Here is a 17028-nt window from a genome sequence, read left to right as displayed (position 1 = left end):
TCTTCGTCCTGTCACGGCCCCTGACACGGGGTGGATCCGGCGTTCCAGAGGTCCAGGGCCAGGTAGGCCGGTCGCCACCGGTGCCGGTACGCGTGGCGGACTGGTTCGGGGAACACGGCCAGGACGGTGGAGGTCTCCTCGTTCGCGCCGTCCAGCAGCCAGGGCAGGATCCGGAACGCGTCACGGCCGATCCGCTGGGCGTGGACCTGACCGAAGTACGCCCATTGCCCTGGGGTGATGACGGCCCGGATCAGCGGCAGCGCCTGCTCCTCCTCATGCCGGAGGTGTCCGAGGAGGCCGGTGACCAGGGAATCGGTGAGGTCGCCGAGATGGTGCGACCCGATCTCGGGGCCGGCCAGTGCCTCGTCGACCGCCTCGACGACCTGGTCGATGGCGTCGTGCTCGGCCTCCATCACCTCCAGCAGCGCCAGGTCGGCGGGCCGTCCGGCCAGGCCGCGGCGCAGCGCGGGCCACAGCGCCTCGTCCTCGGCGGAGTGGTGCACGCGCAGGGCCGTCTTGAGCAGTTCCCAGCCGACCGCGGCGCGAAGGACAGTGCGGGGGTCGACGTCGACCCGGGCGGTGACCCCGGCCAGCCGCCCCGCTTCCCGCCGCAGCGCGTCATGCATCGCGCCCATCAACGTCAGGTCGGGCATGCCGCGCACCGGGCCCCTCCCTTCGGCGGCTCGCGGGACCTGCCACGCGACGGCGTCGGACAGCGCGAATTCGAACCCATGGTCACTCTCCTGTGTGGTTTCGACCGGCGTTGCTTGTGGGGCTTCTACAACCCTGAAGTGCCGGCTCACCTGCATCAACACCAAGATCCGTATGATGTCGATAACCTCTTGGTGATAACGCGGATCGGGAAAACGTGGAAATTCGGGATATTGAGATCTTCCTGACCCTGGCTGAGGAACTGCACTTCGGCCGGACAGCCACCCGGCTCCACGTGTCCCAGGCCAGGGTCAGTCAGGCGATCAGCCAACAGGAACGCCGCCTCGGGAGCCCGTTGTTCGACCGCTCCAACCGCCGCCAGATCCGGCTGACCGCAGTCGGCCGACAGCTCCGCGACGACCTGCGACCGGTCTACGTGGGCCTGCGCGACAGCCTCGACCGTGCCCGGATGGCCTCCCGAGGCGTCACCGCGCGGCTACGGGTGGGCCTGCTGCCCTTCAACGTCGCCGAACTACAGCCCTACTGGCGGACCTTCCGCGCCCAGTACCCCCAGTGGGAGCTGCAGATTCGGGTAGCCCCCTACGTCCGCCCGTTCGACATGCTGCGAGCCGGCGACTTCGACGTCCTGGTCGTCTGGCTACCTGTGGAGGAACCGGACCTGACCGTGGGCCCGACCCTGTTCACCGACCCGCGGGTGCTCGCCGTGTCCACCGAGCACGAACTGGCCGGGCGGCTGTCGATCCCGCAGGAGGCGCTGGCCGACTTCGCCAACGCCACCGCGCCCGACATGCCCGACTACTGGGAGGACAGCTATCTGCCGTTCCACGCCTCGGGCGGCAAGGTCATCGAACGCCCGGAGCTCGTCACCAACGCCGACGAGCTGATCACTCTCGTCACCAACGGCGAGATCGTGCACCCCTTCCCGTCCCACGTCACTCGCTACTGGTCCATGCCCCATGTGCGGTTCGTCCCCATCCCCGACATGCCGCGCCTGTCCTACGCCCTGGTGTGGCACACCGAATCCGAGAACGACGTCGTCCGCGCCCTCGCCCGGACCGTCCGCGACCTCGGCGCTGTCGCCTTCCACTGAAGCCTCCGGCGCGGGCCTTGACCTAGATGATCTAGTCCACTTCTTGGGCTGGTCGCATGCTGGGGTGACGGTCGACCTCGAACGCCACGCGGGCGAACACCCATTGGGGCAGTCGCCCGGGTCGCTCAACGCATCCTCGCCCTGGCCGCGGTCGATCTGGCGCAACCGGGCCACCGACCGGCCCGTCCTACGCTCCCGGATCGCCTTTGACACCAGGACGGATCATCTAGGAGGCGAGGACCCCTGCGAGGTCCTTCGCGGCTACCGGTCGCAGGTTCGCGGCCGCCTCGCGGGCCATCTCTGGCGACACCTTCGGCCCACCGTCTACTATCGACAGTGTGTGGCCGGTGCGGACCAGGTACGTGAAGTGCCCCTGGGTCTCCCGGTGCCACAGGTCGGAAGTGTCCGCGACGCACGGGCGTCCCGGTGCATCGCCGCGCAGGGTCGGGTTCACCGGGTCACACGACTCGGGTGGGGCGAAGTAGCTGGGTACCGGAAGCGTCGTGACATGGACCTCGTACCCGTCGTCGTAGCCGCTGTGATCGGTCGTCGGGAGCATGACGATGACCAGCACGTTCGGTGCGTCCCAACCCGACTGCACCCTCACAACGGAGTAGCCGGGCAGGTCCGGCACCAGCAGCGGCACCGACAGCGACTCAAGACGCCTGAGGTTGTCGTTGACTTGTAGCGCGGTGTGCGCCACCTGCCCGGCCGGCACCAACGCCAGCAGCAGGGCGTAGACCGCCAGTCGGGCGGCCGACGGCAGCGTGTCCCCGATCGCCAGGGCACCCAGCGTGTAGCCGACCACACCCGCCGCGCAGGACAGCAGCAGCGGCTGCGGCCCCGCGGTGCGGGCGGGCGCGTAGAGCAGCGCGAAAGCGCAGTAATACCCGGCAGGACCGAAAAGCGCCAATGCCCATGGCCTCGGGGTGCCGGCCATGCGGAACACAATTCCGCCCGCGGGAATCGCCAGAGCCAGGACGGCCGCCGTTGCCACCGGCACCCACAAGGAGCCGAGACCGTGGTCCACCACGAGGGTCAGCCCGCCGGCGGCCAACCCGAGCGCGGCCCCCAGCGCGGCCGGGACCATCAACACCCCGCGCCATGAACCGCGCCGCGCGACCGGCGGTCGCAGCGCGTGGCCAACCAGAACAACCATCGGTACGAGCAGTAGCGGAGCCAGCATGAACGGCCGCCCCAGGGAGAGCACGGGCACCCCGTGGTACCACGCCACGCCGGCCAGCGCCGTCAGTCCCAGAGCTGACCCGCACCCCACCACCCACCAATTTCTGATCATCGCTCCAAGCTACGGTCCTGGGAGGATTTCGGAATGAGTATTGGTACTCAGCCTTCGACGCGACCGTCAAGCCTCCACAGTGGCTGGCCCTCGTTCGGGCCGTGGGCGACGGACGGTCAGGCTCCGCGCGGCGCGTACATGATGACGGCGACGCCGAGCAGGCAGATCGCGGCACCGATCACGTCGTAGCGGTCCGGCTTGAACCTGTCGACGACCATGCCCCAGGCCAGGGAACCGGCGACGAAGACCCCGCCGTAGGCGGCGAGGATGCGGCCGAAGTGTGCGTCGGGCTGCCAGGTGGCGACGAATCCGTACGCGCCGAGGGCGAGTACTCCGGCCGCGATCCACAGCACTCCCTTGTGTTCGCGCCAGCCCTGCCAGACCAGCCACGCGCCGCCGATCTCGGCGAGGGCGGCCAGGAGGAACAACAGCAGGGACCGGGCGATCGTCATGGGATCACGGTATCGGGGCAGCTCAGGTGGAGCTTGCACGACCACTACTCAGTGATACTATCTACCGGTAGTCAGCATCACTGAGTAGCTAGGGGCGTGTTCCGTGGGCAAGCAGGTGACGGAGATGCTCAAGGGAACGCTGGAGGGCATCGTCCTGGCATTCCTCGCCGGCCGGTCCGCGTACGGCTACGAGATCACGGCATGGCTGCGGGAGCAGGGCTTCGCCGACATCGCCGAGGGCACGGTCTACGCGTTGCTGGTCAGGATCGAGCAGCGCGGCCTCGTCGACGTGGTGAAGGTTCCGTCCGAGAAGGGGCCGCCGCGCAAGGTGTACTCCCTCAACGCCCAGGGGCGCGAGTACCTCGAAGAGTTCTGGAGGACCTGGAGCTTCCTCGCCGAACGGCTCGAGCAGCTCCGCGAAGGAGGCAGATGACCATGTCCATCTCGAAGTTCACCGCGAAGGTGATCGGCGACAAACGGCAGTGGCGGCAGTACAAGGCGCGGATCAGGGCGCTTCCCGAGGACTACCGCGCGGCGGCGGAAGCGCTGGAGCGGTACCTGAACTACTTCGGCCGCGGCGACGGCGCCGGCGCGGCCGCGATGAACGAGGACCTCGCCGACCTGTTCGAACAGGGCGCGGCGAACGGGACCCCGATCCGCGACATCTTCGGGGCTGACCCCGTGGAGTTCGTCGAGGCGTTCATCCAGAACTACCCGGAGGGCCAGTGGATCAGCCGGGAGCGGCAACGGTTCGTCAGCGCCATCGCGCACGCCGCCGGCGAGAGAACCTGAGAGGTGGGCGGGGTCCGCGCCGGGAGTGGCGCGCGGACCCCGCCCGCGACCCGCCGGAGGGGCTTGCGGTCAGGTCGCCACGTCAGCGGAACTCCGCCAGCCTCGGCCGCACGCCGACCAGGACGAACGCCGCGATCAGCACCACCCCGATCGGCAGCCCCAGGTCCCAGCCCGACAGCTCGGACTCGCCGTCGGCGATGGCGCGGTCGAACGCGTTCTGGTTGATGTCGGTGACGGCGACGAGGGCCTGGTCGTACTGGTCGAAGTCGTCGTTGGAGTCCCCCGGCCGTGTACTGGTGCCGAACGCGACCGCGCCGGCCACGTCGCCACGGACGACCATCGCGCGCATCCGCCGGTCGTCGCGCTGGTAGACCTGGTAACGCGATACCGCGGTGTCCGCCGCCGCCCGCTCGCCGGGGAAGGTGACGTTACGCAGCTCCGCGCCCAGGTACCCGGTGATCGGCACGTTGGTCTTGTGGGATTGCTCGTAGGATTCCAGCGCCCGGGCCAGGTGGTCGTCGTAGGTGCCGAGAGTGCCGTAGACGCCGGCGATCTCCTGGGTCCTGTCGAAGAAGGACTGCTCGTACCGCGCGGCGCGCTCCGGGTCGAGGAGGTAGCGGCTCTCATCCGCGTTGGCGTCGTAGCTGACGGCGCGCGCCTGGGTGAGGGCCAGCACCGAGTCGAAAGCGTCCTCCTTGGCGAGCCGCAGGTGTGTGCCCTCGGTTGCGAACAGATTCACGCCCATGGCGACCAGGACGATGGCTGCGAGGGTGGCGGCGGCCAGTGCCGGGTTGAGGGTGCGGCGGAACCGTCGACCGACGTAGATCTGGGTAGCGAGCAGGGCCAGGAGTAGGAGTCCGCCGAGGACCGCCGTCCAGGTGAGCGCGCCGCCGACCGCCGAGCGGGTGTCGTCGTAGGTGCGGGTGAGGTCGGCGGCGTTGGACTGGGCGAGCTGGCGGGCTGCGGGAAGCACGTCGGACTTCATCAGGTCCGTGGCCTGACGGTAGACCGCGAGTGCCGCGGGCGCGGGCCGGCCGACGGGGTGGGGTGCCTGGCCGTCGAGGAGGAGGGCGCGGGCGGCTAGGGCCTCGTAGCCGCCGAGGCCGTTGAGGAGTGCGGTCACCGCTTTGCGGGCCGTGTCGTCGGCGGCCAGCGACGCGGCCTGCTGGACGTCCCCGTCGGCCTGGACGCGGCGCTGTTCGTAGATCTCCAGGGCCTTCGTCCGGGTCAGGCCCAGGCCCTGGGTGTCGCCGAGCATGAGGGCGTTGGCGAGTTGGGCATCCATGTCGTTGAGGGCGAAGTACAGGTCGGAGCCCGCCCGCACCTGTGGTCCGGCGACGTGGCCGATGACGCGCAGTCCCGAGCGGGTGGCGGAGATCCCGGACGCGCCGGTTGCCAGCAGGCCGACGGCGAGGAGGACCGCGACGGCGGCCAGGGCCCAGATCCGCGACGGGACGCCGCCCCGGTCGGCGGGGGCCCTGCGGTGGGAGGTGGCGAGTTCGGTGACGGCCACGGCCGGTCAGTCCTTCCGGAGGGTGATGGTGGTCCACGCGCCGAGGTGGATGCGGTCCCCGGCGCGCACGGGGTGCTCGGTGTTGACGGCGACGGGGTCGGTGCCGTCGTTGAGGAAGGTGCCGTTGGTGGAACCCGGGTCCACCAGCGCCCACGTGTCGTCAGGGCCCGCCAGGAGCACCGCGTGCAGGTGGGAGACGCCGGAGTCCTCCGGCGGCCCGGCGAGGTCGATCTCGGGCACACCCCGGGAGGCGGTGCGTCTGCCGATCCGCACGGTGGCACCGGTCAGCGCGAACTCGCGGTCCGGACAGTAGGGCGGGAACGCGATGTCGGAGGTCACGGTCTCGTGGTAGGCGCGATCGGCGGTGACGACGGCCGTCCAGGCAGGTGCCGCGACCGGCCCAGGCCTCGGCTCCGGGGCCACCGCCGCCGGGGCCGGCCCTGAGGGGAAGGCGTAGCCGCAGTCCTCGCAGAAGCGGCCGGTCGCCGCCGCGCCGCATTCCGGGCACGGCCCCTCGGCCCGGGCGACGACCGGGGGCACGACGGGAACGGCGGCCGGTGCCGGCTCTATCGGGGTGCCGCACACGTCGCAGTAGTCGGTGGTTCCGGACGGGTGCCCGGCGGGGCAGGTGGTCACGGGTTCACCGGCGCCCGCACGGCGCGCACCGTCCGGGTGGAGCGGGTGTCCAGCGCCATCTCGTCTGCGTCGGCGATCCGGGCCCGCAGCCGCACCTTGCCGGTGGCGGGGTCCTCGATGTCGACGACCTTGCGCAGCAGGGTGGTGATGGTGTCGTTGCCGGACTCGGCCGCCAGCGCCACCGCGCGCCCGAGGCGGGAGGTGGCGGTGTCCATGTCGCCGTCGCGGCGGGCGGCCAGGCCGTCCTGGATGGCCCGGGACAGTTCCGCCTGCCCGGTGTAGTGCGCGACGTGCGGGTTGATCCGGGTCGACAGTCCGAGGTCGTCGGTCCACACCGCGCGCACGAGGCCCTGGGAGACCAGCTGGTCGCCGACGACGAGACTCACCCGGGCGGCGAGCATCTCCTCGCCCACGCCGGCGGCCCGCACCTCGACGCACACGTGGTAGTCGCGGCTCTCCTGGCCCCACGAGCCGGTCGGGTAGTCCCCGACGAGGGGGCCGACGACGCTGCGGCGGGTGGTGAGGTCCTGCACCGTCGGTAGGGTCTGCTTGACGAACCGGACCGTCGCGCCCTGCGGGGTCCAGACCCGCAGGTTCGCGGTGCCGACGCCCTTGCCCATGGCTGTGGTGGTCATCGCGGCGAAGTCGGCGGCGAGGCCGCGGGGGTCGGCGACGATGTCGACGGTACCGAGCAGGGCGGTGGCGATCCGGCGCAGCTCGGCGACCTTCCAGTCGGTGCCGACGCCCCGGCAGTCGCAGGTGAACCTGCCGGCGCAGGCGGCCAGTACCGCATCGAGGTCCTGTGGGGTTTCGTGCTGGTTCTCGCCGTCGGTGAGCAGGATCGCGTGCCGGATGGCGCCGAGGTGCCCGGCGAGGAGCTGGTCGGCGAGGCGCAGCCATTGGCCGATCGCGGTGCCGCCGTTGGCGACGAGGCGTCCGACCGCCCGCTGGGCATCGGCGCGGGTGCGCGGGTCGGCGCGCGCCAGGCGGTAGTCGCGCGGGTAGACCATCGTGGCCCGGCTGTCGCCGGACACGACCGCGAACCACACCCCGTCGGGCAGGGCGTCGATCGCGACGGCGGTGGCACGTTTCGCCTCGTGCAGCCGGTTGTCGGCGCTCATCGACCCGGAGGTGTCCACGAGGATCACCACGGCCGACTGGCCCGGCGATCCGTCACCGCCCCCGCCGCGCGCGGTGACGGTGACGATCGCGTCGACCGTGGTGCCACCGTCGGGGAGGTACTCGTTCTGGTACACGTCGAGTTGGAATTCGGTCATCGGTGCTGCTCCTGGTCAGATCAGGGTGCGCGGGCGCACGGCGTTGGCCCGGACCACGAGGGTGTGACGTTCGGCCCGGCTCGTGGCCGCGCGGGCCAGGGACCGGTAGGCGCGCTCCAGGCGGGCCCGCAGCGGCCGTTCGGCGAGCTGTTCGCCGAGGACCCCGGCTCCGGCGGCACCGGTGCCCGGCCGGTGGAACCGCAGCCAGCCGACGGCCGCTTCGAGGAGCTCGGCGGCGTGCCGGTCGTGGCGGACCGGTTCCAGGTCGAGTTGGGCGAGCTGGGCGGCGGCGGCGCGTAGGCGGTCCGCGTCGAGCTGGGCGGGCGCGAGGCCGCGGACCCGGGCGGCGACGGCAGCCAGCCGGGCCGGCACGTGGTGGCTGGACGTGGCCGGGACCGACTCGAGTGCGGCGACAGCCCGCTCGCCGTCGCCGGCCGCGAGGTGCACCCGGGCGAGGCCGAACGCCGCGGACAGATAGGAGTGGTCGGTGCGCCACACGGTCGCGTATCCGCGTCGCGCCCCGTCGGTGTCGCCGGCCGCCTCGTCGGCCACGGCGAGGGCGAGTCGCACGGCCGGTTCGCCCGGCAGCAGGGCGTACAGGTCGTCGAAGATGTCGGCCGCCTGTGCCGGCCGCCCGGTAGCCAGGGCGACGAGTCCCTGGTACCAGTCGATGCGCCAGTCGTCGTCGGTGAGCGCCGCCAGCACCGGTCCAGCCTGGTCGGGCCGGCCGAGTTGCAGGTGGGCGCGGGCCAGGCGCAGACCGACCTCCACCGACGCGACGGGGGCTCCTGGCAGCGCGGCCACGAGGGCGGCCGGGGAGGCGGCGGCCAGACCTGCGAGGAAGCGGGCCGCCGGGTCGGCGGGGTCGGCCAGCGGAGTCGGCAGCGCGACGGCGGCGACGGCCGGGTCGAGCGCGGCGAAGACCCGGTCCGCGGGCCCTTCGAGCGGCCGGGCCCCGATCGCGTCGAGTTCGGGGCCGAACATCGTCGACGGGGCGGGCCGGGGCTGGCCGTCCTGGGCGGCGAGGATCTCGCGGAGTACGCCGGTGAGCTGGTCTGACATCTCCGCCGCCGACCCGAACCGCCGGTCGGGGTCCGGGTCGCACGCCCGGCGCAGGAACCGGTCGTAGGACCCGTGCGCGGCGAGGACCGGCACGTCTGCCCGGTCGGGCAGGTCGTGGACGAACGTGGTGCCGTAGCCGCGAAAGTCGAAGCTGAGCACGGCGAGCGTGCGGCCGACCGTGTACAAGTCCGAGGACACCGACGGGCCCTCCTCGGCGATCTCGGGGGCCTGGTAGCCGACGGTGCCGTAGATCGCGCCGGCCACGTCGTCCAGGCGGCGCACCCCGCCCAGGTCGATGAGTTTGAGCTGTTCCTCGCTCTGGATGACGTTGTCGGGTTTGAGGTCGCAGTACACCAGGCCCAGGCTGTGCAGGTGCCCGAGCGCGGGGAGCACCTCCAGCATGTACGCGATGGCCTGCTCCACCGACAACGGGTCGACCCGGCCGGCCGCCTCGCGCCGGGCGAGGAGGATCTGCTTGAGGGACTGGCCGCCGACGTACTCCATCACGATGTAGCCGACCAGCGCGCCACTCTTCGGGTCGGGGTGCTGCACGAAGTTGTAGATCTTCAGGATCGTCGGGTGCTCGACCTCGGCGAGGAAGCGCTGCTCGGCCAGTGCCGCGGCCATCGCATCGGCGTCACCGGAATCGAGGAGTCCCTTGAGGACGACCCACCTGCCGCTGACGTTGCGGTCCCGGGCCAGGTAGATCCAGCCGAGACCGCCGTGCGCGAGGCAGCCGAGGACCTCGTACTGGCCGGCGACCAGGTCACCGGCGGCCAGCTTCGGGGTGAAGGAGTAGCCGGTTCCGCACTTGCGGCAGAAGCCCTCCGTGCGCGCGGGGCGGCCCTCGGCGGCCCGGCCGACCGGGTCGGAGCACGCGCTGCAGTACCGCTTGGCCTCGGCGACCTGCGGGGAGGCCAGCACGGCGGTGGCCGGGTCGCGGTACGGGATCGGCGGGATCTCCACCAGGCCCGCACCGAGTTGGCCCCGGCGGCGGGTCGAGGTGGAGCCGGTGCGTCCGGAGCCCCGGCCGGAGCCGCGCGTGGAGCCCCGGGAGGAGCCGCGGGTCGAGGGGGCTGTTCCGGCGGGCCTCGACGGGGCGGTCGGCCTGGGTGCGGCGGCCATCCCGCACACGTCGCAGTAGCCGTCCTGCAGGCTGCCGGTGCAGCCCGGGCGGGCACACATGGTCACGACTGGGTCCTCTCGTCGGCGCGGAGCCGGCCGAGAAGGCTGTCAACGTGGCGGAACGCGCCGCACGCCGCGTTCACCAGCCACAGTGGTCACTGGGCGCCGAACCAGGACGCGATGCCACAACCTTGCCCCCTCCCCCGCTCGCAGCGACCGCCCGGAGCTCAGGACGGCCGATCCAGCATGCGGCGACGGGTGGGTGGCGGGCATGGCCGGTCGCGTAGAGATTTCGTATTTTTTTCGCGCCCGGGCCGTCAACAGGGCGTCAATAATCGGTTCCCGGGCGTAGAGATCGCGTATCGGAGCCTGTCCGGACCCTGTCGGCGGGTCCAGGATCGGGACCGTGACGCTCACCGACATCATCCCGTCCTTACGCTCCTCGCTCCCCACCCGTGTGCACCCGGAGATCTGGCCGGTCAGCACCACGCCGGGGGTACGGGGCGAGATCGCCGTCGGAGGGGTGTCCCTGACCGACGTCGCCGACCGGTTCGGCACCCCGGCCTACGTGCTCGACGAGACCGACGTGCGCCACCGGTGCGCCGCATACGAGCGGGCCTTCGGATCCGCCAACGTCGTCTACGCCGCCAAGGCCCTGACCTGCCGTGGCCTGTTGCGCTGGATCGCCGGCGAGGGCCTGGGCCTGGCCGTGTACTCCGCCGGCCAGCTCGCCGCCGCCCGCTCCGTGGACTTCCCCGCCGAGCGGATCGTGCTGCACGGCGACGCCAAGACCACCGCGGACCTGGACGCCGCCCTCGACTACGGGGTCGGCCGGATCGTCATCGAGTCCCCTTCCGAGGTCGCCCGGCTCGCCGCGCTCGCCCGGCCGGAGGGTCAGCGGGTGCACGTCCGGGTGCTGCCCGAGGAGCTGGGCTACCCGGAGTGCGCCGGCCTGCCGGCGGCACACGACGCCGACCGGTTCGGCATGCCGGCCGCCGAACTCGAGGACCTCGTCGGTCGGATCGTCGCCCAGCAGCGGCTCCACCTCGTCGGCCTGGACATCTACCTCGGCTCGCAGCTCAGCCGGTTCGGCCCGGCCGAGCGCGCCATCCGCCACCTCGTCGTCCTCCTCGACGAGATCCGCCGACGCCACGGCGTGACGCTCACCGAGCTCAACATCGGCGGCGGCCACGCCGTCGCGCACACCCACGGCGAGGCCGAACTGGCCCTCGACGCGTTCGCGGTCCGGGTCCGCACCGTCCTGCACTCGGCCTGTCTGCGGCTCGACGTGCCCGAGCCCCGGCTGATGGTCACCCCCGGCCGGGCGATCGTCGCGCACGCCGGCGTCGCGGTGTACCGGGTCCTCGCCGTGCGCCGCACGCCCGACGGACACCAGCTCGCCGCCGTCGACGGTGGACTCAGCGACAACCCCCGCCCTGCCCTCTACGGCGCCCGCTACACGGCGGCACTGCTCGGCCGTACCGGCACGACGACGTGCCCGACCATGGTCATCGGCCGGCACGACGAGGCCTGCGACGTGCTCGTGCACGACGCGCCGCTCAGTGCGGACCTGCGCCCCGGCGACCTGATCGCGGTACCGGCCTCCGGCGCCTACCAGTACGCGATGGCCTCCAACTACAACCTCGTCACCCGGCCACCGCTGATCGGCGTGCACGACGGCGCGGCCCGGGTCCTCGTCCGCGCCGAGACCCTCGACGACCTGCTGGGACGTGACCAGGATGCGTGAACTCCTCGTCGCCCTCGCCGCGGTCGCCCTCGTGCTCGCCGTCGCGGTGTACCGGATCCGCCGTTCCTTCACGCCCCCGGCGGCCCGCGCCGTGCTGGACCCGGCCGTCCGCCGGCTCGTCGCCGACGCCGCGCGCGGTGGACTGGTGCGGATCGTGGTCCGCGAGCCCGGCTGCGACACCACGATCGACGGACTGTTCCTCACCGTCAGCCCGGTCAACACCGACGAACCCCGGGTGTACGAGGAGGACGGCGCCCTCAGGGTCTACGGCCCGCCCACCCCGGCGACCCTCGCCGCGGTCCTCCTGACCATCCGGGACGAGACGGGGGTGGTGCCGCACGCGCACTTCGCCTGGACCGAGGAGGGCCTCACGCACCGGCTGCTGCGGCACCTGTTCACCGGTACCGGCGAGACCGCGCCCGTGACCCGCGAGGTACTGCGCCGCGCCGAGCCCGACCAGCGCCACCGACCGGTGGTGCACCTGGGCTGACGACTTACGGCGTCACTGGCTTGGTGAAGTACACCAGTGTCCACGACCAGTCCGGCCGGGTCTCCCGTCCGATCTCCCGATAGCCCAGGCCCTGGTAGAACGCCACGGCCTCGGGCTGATTGGTCGCGGTGTCCAGGAACATCTCCCGCAGCCCCAGCTCGGCGGCCCGGGTCTCCAGCGCGGCCATCAACGCCCGCCCGACGCCCTGACGACGGGTCGCCGGGTGCACCCGGACGCGGAGCACCTCCGCCTGACCGGCGTCGTTGGGCAGGATGCCGCCCATGCCCACCAGGTGGCCGCCCGTCTCCGCGACCAGGAACGCGCCGCCGGCGCCGTCGAAGGACGCGCGGACGTCCGCCAGATCGTCGAACGCCGCAGGCGGTCCCGCCGCCGGCTCCAACGCCAGCGGTATCGACGCGTCGGCTGTGGCCCCGATGTTCGGCAACGTGCTCAGCGTCCACACCACGGGCGCGTCGGCGTCCCGGAACCCTCGAATGGTGACCATCACCGCATCCTGCCGGGCGCAGGCCACCGACAGCGACCCCATTATCGGGGCCGACGACAGCGAAACGTCGGACGCGTGCACATCCGACAGTCCGCTGTGCCCGGTGGTCAGCTCACAGCCTGCTTGACGAGCGCGGCGATCCGCTTCTCGGCGGCCGCGGTCAGCTCGGTCAGCGCGAACGAGTTCGGCCACATGGTGCCGTCGTCGAGGTTCGCCTCGTCGCTGAAGGCGAACGTCGCGTACCGGGTCTTGAACTTCCCCGCGCACACGAAGTGGCAGACGATCTTGCCGTCGCGGGCGTAGGCGGGCATCCCGTACCACAGCCTCGGCGTCAGGGTCGGCGCGTTGGCCTTGATCAGGGCGTGCAGCCGCTCCCCGATCGCCCGGTCGGAGTCCGACATCTCGGCGATCTTCGCCAGCACCTCGACCTCCGGGTCGACCTTGGGGCCGCGCCGGGCGCTGGCCTTGAGCTCCTTGGCGCGCTCCTTCATCGCACCGCGCTCCTCCTCGGTGAAGCCGTCGTACTTCTCGCCGTTCGCGGTGCTGGTCTTCTTCGTGGCAGCCATGACAAAGATTCCTCTCAGATTCGCGGTTGGTGGTTTCTCCACCGATTGTTTCAGTGTTGATCTTTCTCGTGGACCTGGATCAGGAACACGTCACCACTTCCCGGCCTGCTGGCGGGTCGGCCCGTTGAGCCGGTTGTAGACGTTGGTGACCGCGATGTTGAGCAGCAGCACGGCCAACTCCTTCTGGTCGAAGTGCGTGGCGGCGACGTCCCACACCTGGTCGGGCACCGGGTCCGACCGGTCGGCGAGCCGGGTCACGGCCTCGGTCAGGGCCAGCGCCGCACGCTCGGGTTCGCTGAACCACGGCGTCTCCCGCCACGCGGCGACGGCGTGCACCTGGTCGGCGGTCGCGCCGTGCCGGCCGGCCTGCAGCGCGCCCCCGGCCACGCACGGTCCGCAGCCGTTGATCTGGCTGGCCCGCAGGTGGCTCAGCGCCAGCAGCCTGCCGTCCACCCCGGCGCCCGCGATGACCTTGTTGAGGGCCATCAGGGCGTCCATCGCCCCGGGGATCAGAACCGCCGGGTTCGGCATGCGCTCGGTCGACATCGTTTCTCCTCCGTCGTCGGTGTCGCTGACAGGAGTCATCCGACCATCGGCGCACCGTGCCCCGCGCGGTCCGTGGGACACCGTGGGACACTCGAAACGCCCTCTAGCAGCGCGAACACCCGCTCGATCCGTGGGCGTGGTGCGGGACGGGTACGGTGTTGCAGGTGTCCAGCCCGCAAGAGCACCTGGTGGCCCAGCTCGCCCGGATCAAGGAGCTGAGCGGGCTCAGCCTGCGCGCCCTCGCCGTTCAGGCGGGTCTGAGCAGCTCCTCACTGTCGCGGTACCTGGCCGGTCGGCTCGTGCCGCCGTGGGAGGCCGTCGTGGCGCTGTGCAAGGTCGTGGGCCGCGACCCCCGTCCGCTGCGCGCGGGGTGGGCCGAGGCGGCCAAGGCCGGCGCGGCGCCCGCCCCGCGCCGCAACGACCTGCCGGCCGACCTGTTCGACTTCACCGGCCGGGCAGCGGAGTCCGCGCTGGTCGAGGAGCTGCTACGCACCGCGGGCGCTGTCGCGATCGACGGCATGGGTGGCGTGGGCAAGACCAGCCTCGCGGTGCACGTGGCCCACAGGCTCGCCCCGGCGTACCCGGATGGCGGTCTTTATCTGGACCTGCACGGCTTCACCCCCGGCCAGGAACCCCTGGAGCCGCAGGCCGCGTTGGGCCGGCTGCTCGGCGCGTTGGACATCGCGCACCCCCCAGCTGGCATGGGGGAACGCGCGGCCCTCTGGCGGTCGGAGCTGTCCCGCCGGCGGGCCCTCGTCGTGCTCGACAACGCGGTCGACGCGGAGCAGGTCCGCCCGCTGCTGCCCGGCGCCGGCAAGTCCGCGGTCCTGGTCACCAGCCGCCACCGGCTGGTGAGCCTGGACGGGGTGCCCCCGGTGTCGTTGGAGCCCCTGGCCGGCGACGACGCCGCGCACCTGTTCGGGCGGGCCGCCGGGCTCACCCTCGCCGACGACGACGCCGTCGGTCAGGTGCTGCGCCAGTGCGGCGGTCTCCCCCTGGCCCTGCGGATGGCCGGCGCCCGGCTGCGGCACCGCCCCGGCTGGACCGTGGCGGTGCTGGCCGAGCGGCTGCGCGACAACGCGGGCCGCTTCGACGCCGTGTTCGGCATGTCGCTGCGACAACTCAACCCTGCGCAGCGCCGCGTTTTCCGACTACTGGGCGTACTGCCGGGCACCGACTTCGACGCCCCGGTCGCCGGCGCGCTCGCCGACCTGCCCGCAGAACAGGTACTCGAGGAACTGGTCGACGCCCACCTGCTACAGGAGCTGTCCCCCGGCCGGTACCGGATGCACGATCTGATCCGACGATTCGCCGCGGACATCGCCGCCGACGAGGAGCCGCAGGTCGACGCCGCCGTGCACCGGGTCCTGCGCCACTACCTCGCCCAGGCCGTCGCCCACGACCGGACGCTGCCCTCGCCGCACCGCCCTGATCCCGCGCCCGGCGACCCGGCGCGGGCCATGGCCTGGTTCGACCTCGAGTACGACAACCTGGTCGCCTGCTTCGACGCCGCCGTGCGCCTCGGCGCGGACGAGGCGGTGGCCGACCTGCCCCAGGCCATGCGGGTCTGGTTCTTCCGGCACCGCGGCACCGACGACCAGGCGCGCATGCTCGAAGCCGCCGCGTCCGCCGCGGGACGCCTCGGCCGCGACCGGCAGCGGGCGGCACTGCTCGCCGACCTCGGCTTCGCCCGCGCCGCCGCCGGCCGCGTCACCGAGGCGCTCGCCGCCTACGAACTGGCCGAACGTTCCGGGCCGGACGACGACGACCTCGCGGCCGGCTTGGCGCTGCGCACCGGATTCGTACACCGCGACCTCGGCGACCTCGCAGCCGCCCAGGCACACTTCCGGCGGGCCCGCGAACTGTTCGAGCGACTCGGCCGCCGCGCCGGCCAGTCCCAGGCGCTGGCCTTCGACGGCTGGGTGACCCTGCACCTCGGCCGACGCGACGAGGCCGTCGACCTCGCCCGGGCATCCATCGCCCTGGCCGACGGACCCGCCCAGATCACCGGCCTGGTGACCCTCGGTGTCGCCCTGGCGCCGGACGATCCGGCGGAGTCGCTGCGCGCGTTGCACGAGGCGTTACGGCTGGCCGAGCGGCACAATCTGCACCACAGCCAGGCGTGGTGCCACAACTATCTCGGGGTCGCGTTGCGGGTCATGGGGTCGCTCGACGAGGCGCTGGACCACCATCGGCGGGCGTTCGAGCTGTTGGAGCCGTTGGCGGAGGTGCAGTTGGAGATCGACTGTCTGCACTCCTACGCCGAGACGTGCCGGGTGGCGGGTCGCGGTGAGGAGGCGTTGGCGGTGCTGGAGCGGGTGATCGGGCTCGCGCGAGAACTGGGCCGGCCACACGATGAGCGGCTGGCGCGGGCGGCGCGGGAGGTTGTGGTGGGCGGAGGCCGGGTGGTGTGACCGTGGAGAGTTCCACAGCGGATGGCATCGCGATCCCGCCCGGAGTCGAACCGGACCGCGCACCCGTCGCGCGGGCGCGCCTCCCCGCCCGGAGAGCCACGAGATCATGCGTACCCCCGGCAGGATTCGAACCTGCGGCCTTCCGGCTCGGAACCGGACGCTCTACTCCGCTGAGCTACGAGGGTATGGTGCGCGCCCCTGGTGCCGACCCAGGTCTACCCGAAGGTGGCGGCTTTACAGGCCGCTGGACGTGCCGCCGTCCACGACGCGCTCAGGGTGTCCACGGGGAGTCGAACCCACGTCCGCCGGAGTCACAGTCCGGCGTGCTTTCCTTACACCACAGACACCATGGCGATACCGGGTCCGAGGACGCCGGTGCCGTACCCGCGGAGGGTGTCGAACCCCCGGCCCCCTCGTTGTAAGCGAGGTGCTCTTCCGTTGAGCTACGCGGGCATCGCGGAGGATCCTCCGCATCGTGCTGAGCTCCGGTACGAGGACTCGAACCTCGACAACCTGGTTAACAGCCAGGCGCCCTGCCAGTTGGGCGATACCGGATCGTGCGTGGGCCGCCAGGGACTTGAACCCCGCTATCCGGATTAAGAGTCCGGAGCATAACCATCCATGCTCGCGGCCCGCGAGCGAAAACCATCGCGCCCTCCCCCTGACTCGAACAGGGTCCCCACGGGCTTCAACCGTGCGCGCTGCCAGTTACGCCAAGAGGGCATTGATGCTGCCAGCATTCGCATTCTCGAGGCGTGCTGGACTTTCCGGCGCGCGAGGTGCGCGCCGCGTCATTCGTGCTATCCGCTGTGGAATTCTCAGGTGACAGTTCGCCGTGGGCACG

General features: G+C 71.9%; 16 protein-coding genes and 5 tRNA genes. 6 read left to right on the top strand and 15 right to left on the bottom strand.

Going from position 1 to position 17028, the window contains the following annotated elements; all coding sequences use genetic code 11:
* Positions 1 to 11: 11 nt before the first annotated feature.
* A complete protein-coding gene (locus IW245_RS03730; RefSeq protein WP_231399247.1) occupies positions 12 to 653 on the bottom strand; it encodes a hemerythrin domain-containing protein in 642 nt (213 codons plus the stop codon).
* A 215-nt stretch (positions 654 to 868) separates the two neighbouring features.
* Here IW245_RS03730 and IW245_RS03725 point away from each other — a divergent pair, with 215 nt between their 5' ends.
* Positions 869 to 1762 (top strand): LysR family transcriptional regulator, encoded by an 894-nt coding sequence (locus IW245_RS03725; RefSeq protein WP_197001792.1) that lies wholly within the window; start codon positions 869 to 871, stop codon positions 1760 to 1762.
* 226 nt (positions 1763 to 1988) lie between these two features.
* Here the strand turns inward: IW245_RS03725 and IW245_RS03720 are convergent, their stop codons facing one another.
* The gene (locus IW245_RS03720; protein ID WP_197001791.1) at positions 1989 to 3059 is read right to left on the bottom strand and encodes a hypothetical protein; all 1071 of its coding nucleotides are present in this window, start codon (positions 3057 to 3059) and stop codon (positions 1989 to 1991) included.
* Positions 3060 to 3175: 116 nt separating this feature from the next.
* The gene (locus IW245_RS03715; protein ID WP_197001790.1) at positions 3176 to 3511 is read right to left on the bottom strand and encodes a YnfA family protein; all 336 of its coding nucleotides are present in this window, start codon (positions 3509 to 3511) and stop codon (positions 3176 to 3178) included.
* Between the two features lie 103 nt (positions 3512 to 3614).
* On the opposite strand from IW245_RS03715, the gene IW245_RS03710 reads away from it, so the two are divergent.
* Both IW245_RS03710 and IW245_RS03705 read left to right on the top strand, forming a co-directional pair.
* The gene (locus tag IW245_RS03710) at positions 3615 to 3944 is read left to right on the top strand and encodes a PadR family transcriptional regulator (RefSeq protein WP_197001789.1); all 330 of its coding nucleotides are present in this window, start codon (positions 3615 to 3617) and stop codon (positions 3942 to 3944) included.
* Entirely contained in the window at positions 3941 to 4303 is a 363-nt protein-coding gene (locus tag IW245_RS03705; protein ID WP_197001788.1) for a DUF1048 domain-containing protein, read from the top strand. Before IW245_RS03710 ends, IW245_RS03705 begins: the two co-directional genes overlap by 4 nt.
* A gap of 82 nt (positions 4304 to 4385) precedes the next feature.
* On the opposite strand, the gene IW245_RS03700 is transcribed toward IW245_RS03705, so the two are convergent.
* Genes IW245_RS03700 through IW245_RS03685 form a run of 4 tightly spaced genes read right to left on the bottom strand, consistent with a single transcriptional unit; the run spans position 4386 to position 9976 of the window.
* The gene (locus IW245_RS03700) at positions 4386 to 5816 is read right to left on the bottom strand and encodes a GlnX family signal transduction membrane protein (RefSeq protein WP_197001787.1); all 1431 of its coding nucleotides are present in this window, start codon (positions 5814 to 5816) and stop codon (positions 4386 to 4388) included.
* Positions 5817 to 5822: 6 nt separating this feature from the next.
* Positions 5823 to 6452: an FHA domain-containing protein gene (locus tag IW245_RS42020; protein ID WP_197001786.1), complete on the bottom strand. Its 630-nt coding sequence runs from the start codon at positions 6450 to 6452 to the stop codon at positions 5823 to 5825.
* On the bottom strand, positions 6449 to 7729 hold the full coding sequence (locus IW245_RS03690; protein ID WP_197001785.1) for a vWA domain-containing protein: 1281 nt from the start codon (positions 7727 to 7729) through the stop codon (positions 6449 to 6451). The genes IW245_RS42020 and IW245_RS03690 overlap by 4 nt, the downstream gene beginning before the upstream one ends.
* A gap of 15 nt (positions 7730 to 7744) precedes the next feature.
* The gene (locus tag IW245_RS03685) at positions 7745 to 9976 is read right to left on the bottom strand and encodes a serine/threonine-protein kinase (protein WP_197008301.1); all 2232 of its coding nucleotides are present in this window, start codon (positions 9974 to 9976) and stop codon (positions 7745 to 7747) included.
* A gap of 346 nt (positions 9977 to 10322) precedes the next feature.
* Here IW245_RS03685 and lysA point away from each other — a divergent pair, with 346 nt between their 5' ends.
* Positions 10323 to 11663, top strand: coding sequence for a diaminopimelate decarboxylase (gene lysA, locus IW245_RS03680; RefSeq protein ID WP_197001784.1), 1341 nt, complete (start codon positions 10323 to 10325; stop codon positions 11661 to 11663).
* On the top strand, positions 11656 to 12153 hold the full coding sequence (locus IW245_RS03675; protein ID WP_197001783.1) for a hypothetical protein: 498 nt from the start codon (positions 11656 to 11658) through the stop codon (positions 12151 to 12153). The genes lysA and IW245_RS03675 overlap by 8 nt, the downstream gene beginning before the upstream one ends.
* Before the next feature lie 4 nt (positions 12154 to 12157).
* On the opposite strand, the gene IW245_RS03670 is transcribed toward IW245_RS03675, so the two are convergent.
* The 3 genes from IW245_RS03670 to IW245_RS03660 form a co-directional block, all read right to left on the bottom strand.
* Positions 12158 to 12658 carry a GNAT family N-acetyltransferase gene (locus IW245_RS03670; protein ID WP_197001782.1) on the bottom strand — a complete coding sequence of 167 codons (501 nt, stop codon included), beginning with the start codon at positions 12656 to 12658 and terminating at the stop codon, positions 12158 to 12160.
* A gap of 107 nt (positions 12659 to 12765) precedes the next feature.
* Complete coding sequence (locus tag IW245_RS03665) at positions 12766 to 13224, bottom strand: iron chaperone (protein ID WP_197001781.1); 459 nt, start codon at positions 13222 to 13224, stop codon at positions 12766 to 12768.
* Between the two features lie 90 nt (positions 13225 to 13314).
* Positions 13315 to 13770: a carboxymuconolactone decarboxylase family protein gene (locus IW245_RS03660; RefSeq protein WP_197001780.1), complete on the bottom strand. Its 456-nt coding sequence runs from the start codon at positions 13768 to 13770 to the stop codon at positions 13315 to 13317.
* A gap of 164 nt (positions 13771 to 13934) precedes the next feature.
* On the opposite strand from IW245_RS03660, the gene IW245_RS03655 reads away from it, so the two are divergent.
* On the top strand, positions 13935 to 16184 hold the full coding sequence (locus tag IW245_RS03655) for an ATP-binding protein (protein WP_233473116.1): 2250 nt from the start codon (positions 13935 to 13937) through the stop codon (positions 16182 to 16184).
* 111 nt (positions 16185 to 16295) lie between these two features.
* On the opposite strand, the gene IW245_RS03650 is transcribed toward IW245_RS03655, so the two are convergent.
* From IW245_RS03650 to IW245_RS03630, 5 genes are all read right to left on the bottom strand, one after another.
* Positions 16296 to 16369 (bottom strand) — tRNA-Arg (locus IW245_RS03650).
* A gap of 89 nt (positions 16370 to 16458) precedes the next feature.
* Positions 16459 to 16532 (bottom strand) — tRNA-His (locus IW245_RS03645).
* A gap of 33 nt (positions 16533 to 16565) precedes the next feature.
* Positions 16566 to 16637 (bottom strand) — tRNA-Val (locus IW245_RS03640).
* Positions 16638 to 16667: 30 nt separating this feature from the next.
* Positions 16668 to 16739: transfer RNA gene (locus IW245_RS03635), tRNA-Asn, on the bottom strand.
* A gap of 7 nt (positions 16740 to 16746) precedes the next feature.
* Positions 16747 to 16818 (bottom strand) — tRNA-Lys (locus IW245_RS03630).
* Positions 16819 to 17028: the final 210 nt, after the last annotated feature.

Origin of the sequence: Longispora fulva, assembly GCF_015751905.1 — a bacterium.
In the GTDB taxonomy this organism is placed as follows: Bacteria; Actinomycetota; Actinomycetes; order Mycobacteriales; family Micromonosporaceae; genus Longispora; species Longispora fulva.
The sequence above is the reverse complement of the archived record's forward strand: the minus strand, read 5'-3'. Positions and strand labels throughout refer to the sequence as shown.

Excerpts from the sequence above, each read along its gene's own strand:
- IW245_RS03685 (WP_197008301.1), bottom strand. The coding sequence starts at position 9,976 with ATGTGTGCCCGCCCGGGCTGCACCGGCAGCCTGCAGGACGGCTACTGC.
- IW245_RS03705 (WP_197001788.1), top strand. The coding sequence starts at position 3,941 with ATGACCATGTCCATCTCGAAGTTCACCGCGAAGGTGATCGGCGACAAA.
- IW245_RS03690 (WP_197001785.1), bottom strand. The coding sequence starts at position 7,729 with ATGACCGAATTCCAACTCGACGTGTACCAGAACGAGTACCTCCCCGAC.
- IW245_RS03670 (WP_197001782.1), bottom strand. The coding sequence starts at position 12,658 with ATGGTCACCATTCGAGGGTTCCGGGACGCCGACGCGCCCGTGGTGTGG.
- IW245_RS03675 (WP_197001783.1), top strand. The coding sequence starts at position 11,656 with ATGCGTGAACTCCTCGTCGCCCTCGCCGCGGTCGCCCTCGTGCTCGCC.
- IW245_RS03660 (WP_197001780.1), bottom strand. The coding sequence starts at position 13,770 with ATGTCGACCGAGCGCATGCCGAACCCGGCGGTTCTGATCCCCGGGGCG.
- IW245_RS03715 (WP_197001790.1), bottom strand. The coding sequence starts at position 3,511 with ATGACGATCGCCCGGTCCCTGCTGTTGTTCCTCCTGGCCGCCCTCGCC.
- IW245_RS03720 (WP_197001791.1), bottom strand. The coding sequence starts at position 3,059 with ATGATCAGAAATTGGTGGGTGGTGGGGTGCGGGTCAGCTCTGGGACTG.
- IW245_RS03730 (WP_231399247.1), bottom strand. The coding sequence starts at position 653 with ATGCCCGACCTGACGTTGATGGGCGCGATGCATGACGCGCTGCGGCGG.
- IW245_RS03665 (WP_197001781.1), bottom strand. The coding sequence starts at position 13,224 with ATGGCTGCCACGAAGAAGACCAGCACCGCGAACGGCGAGAAGTACGAC.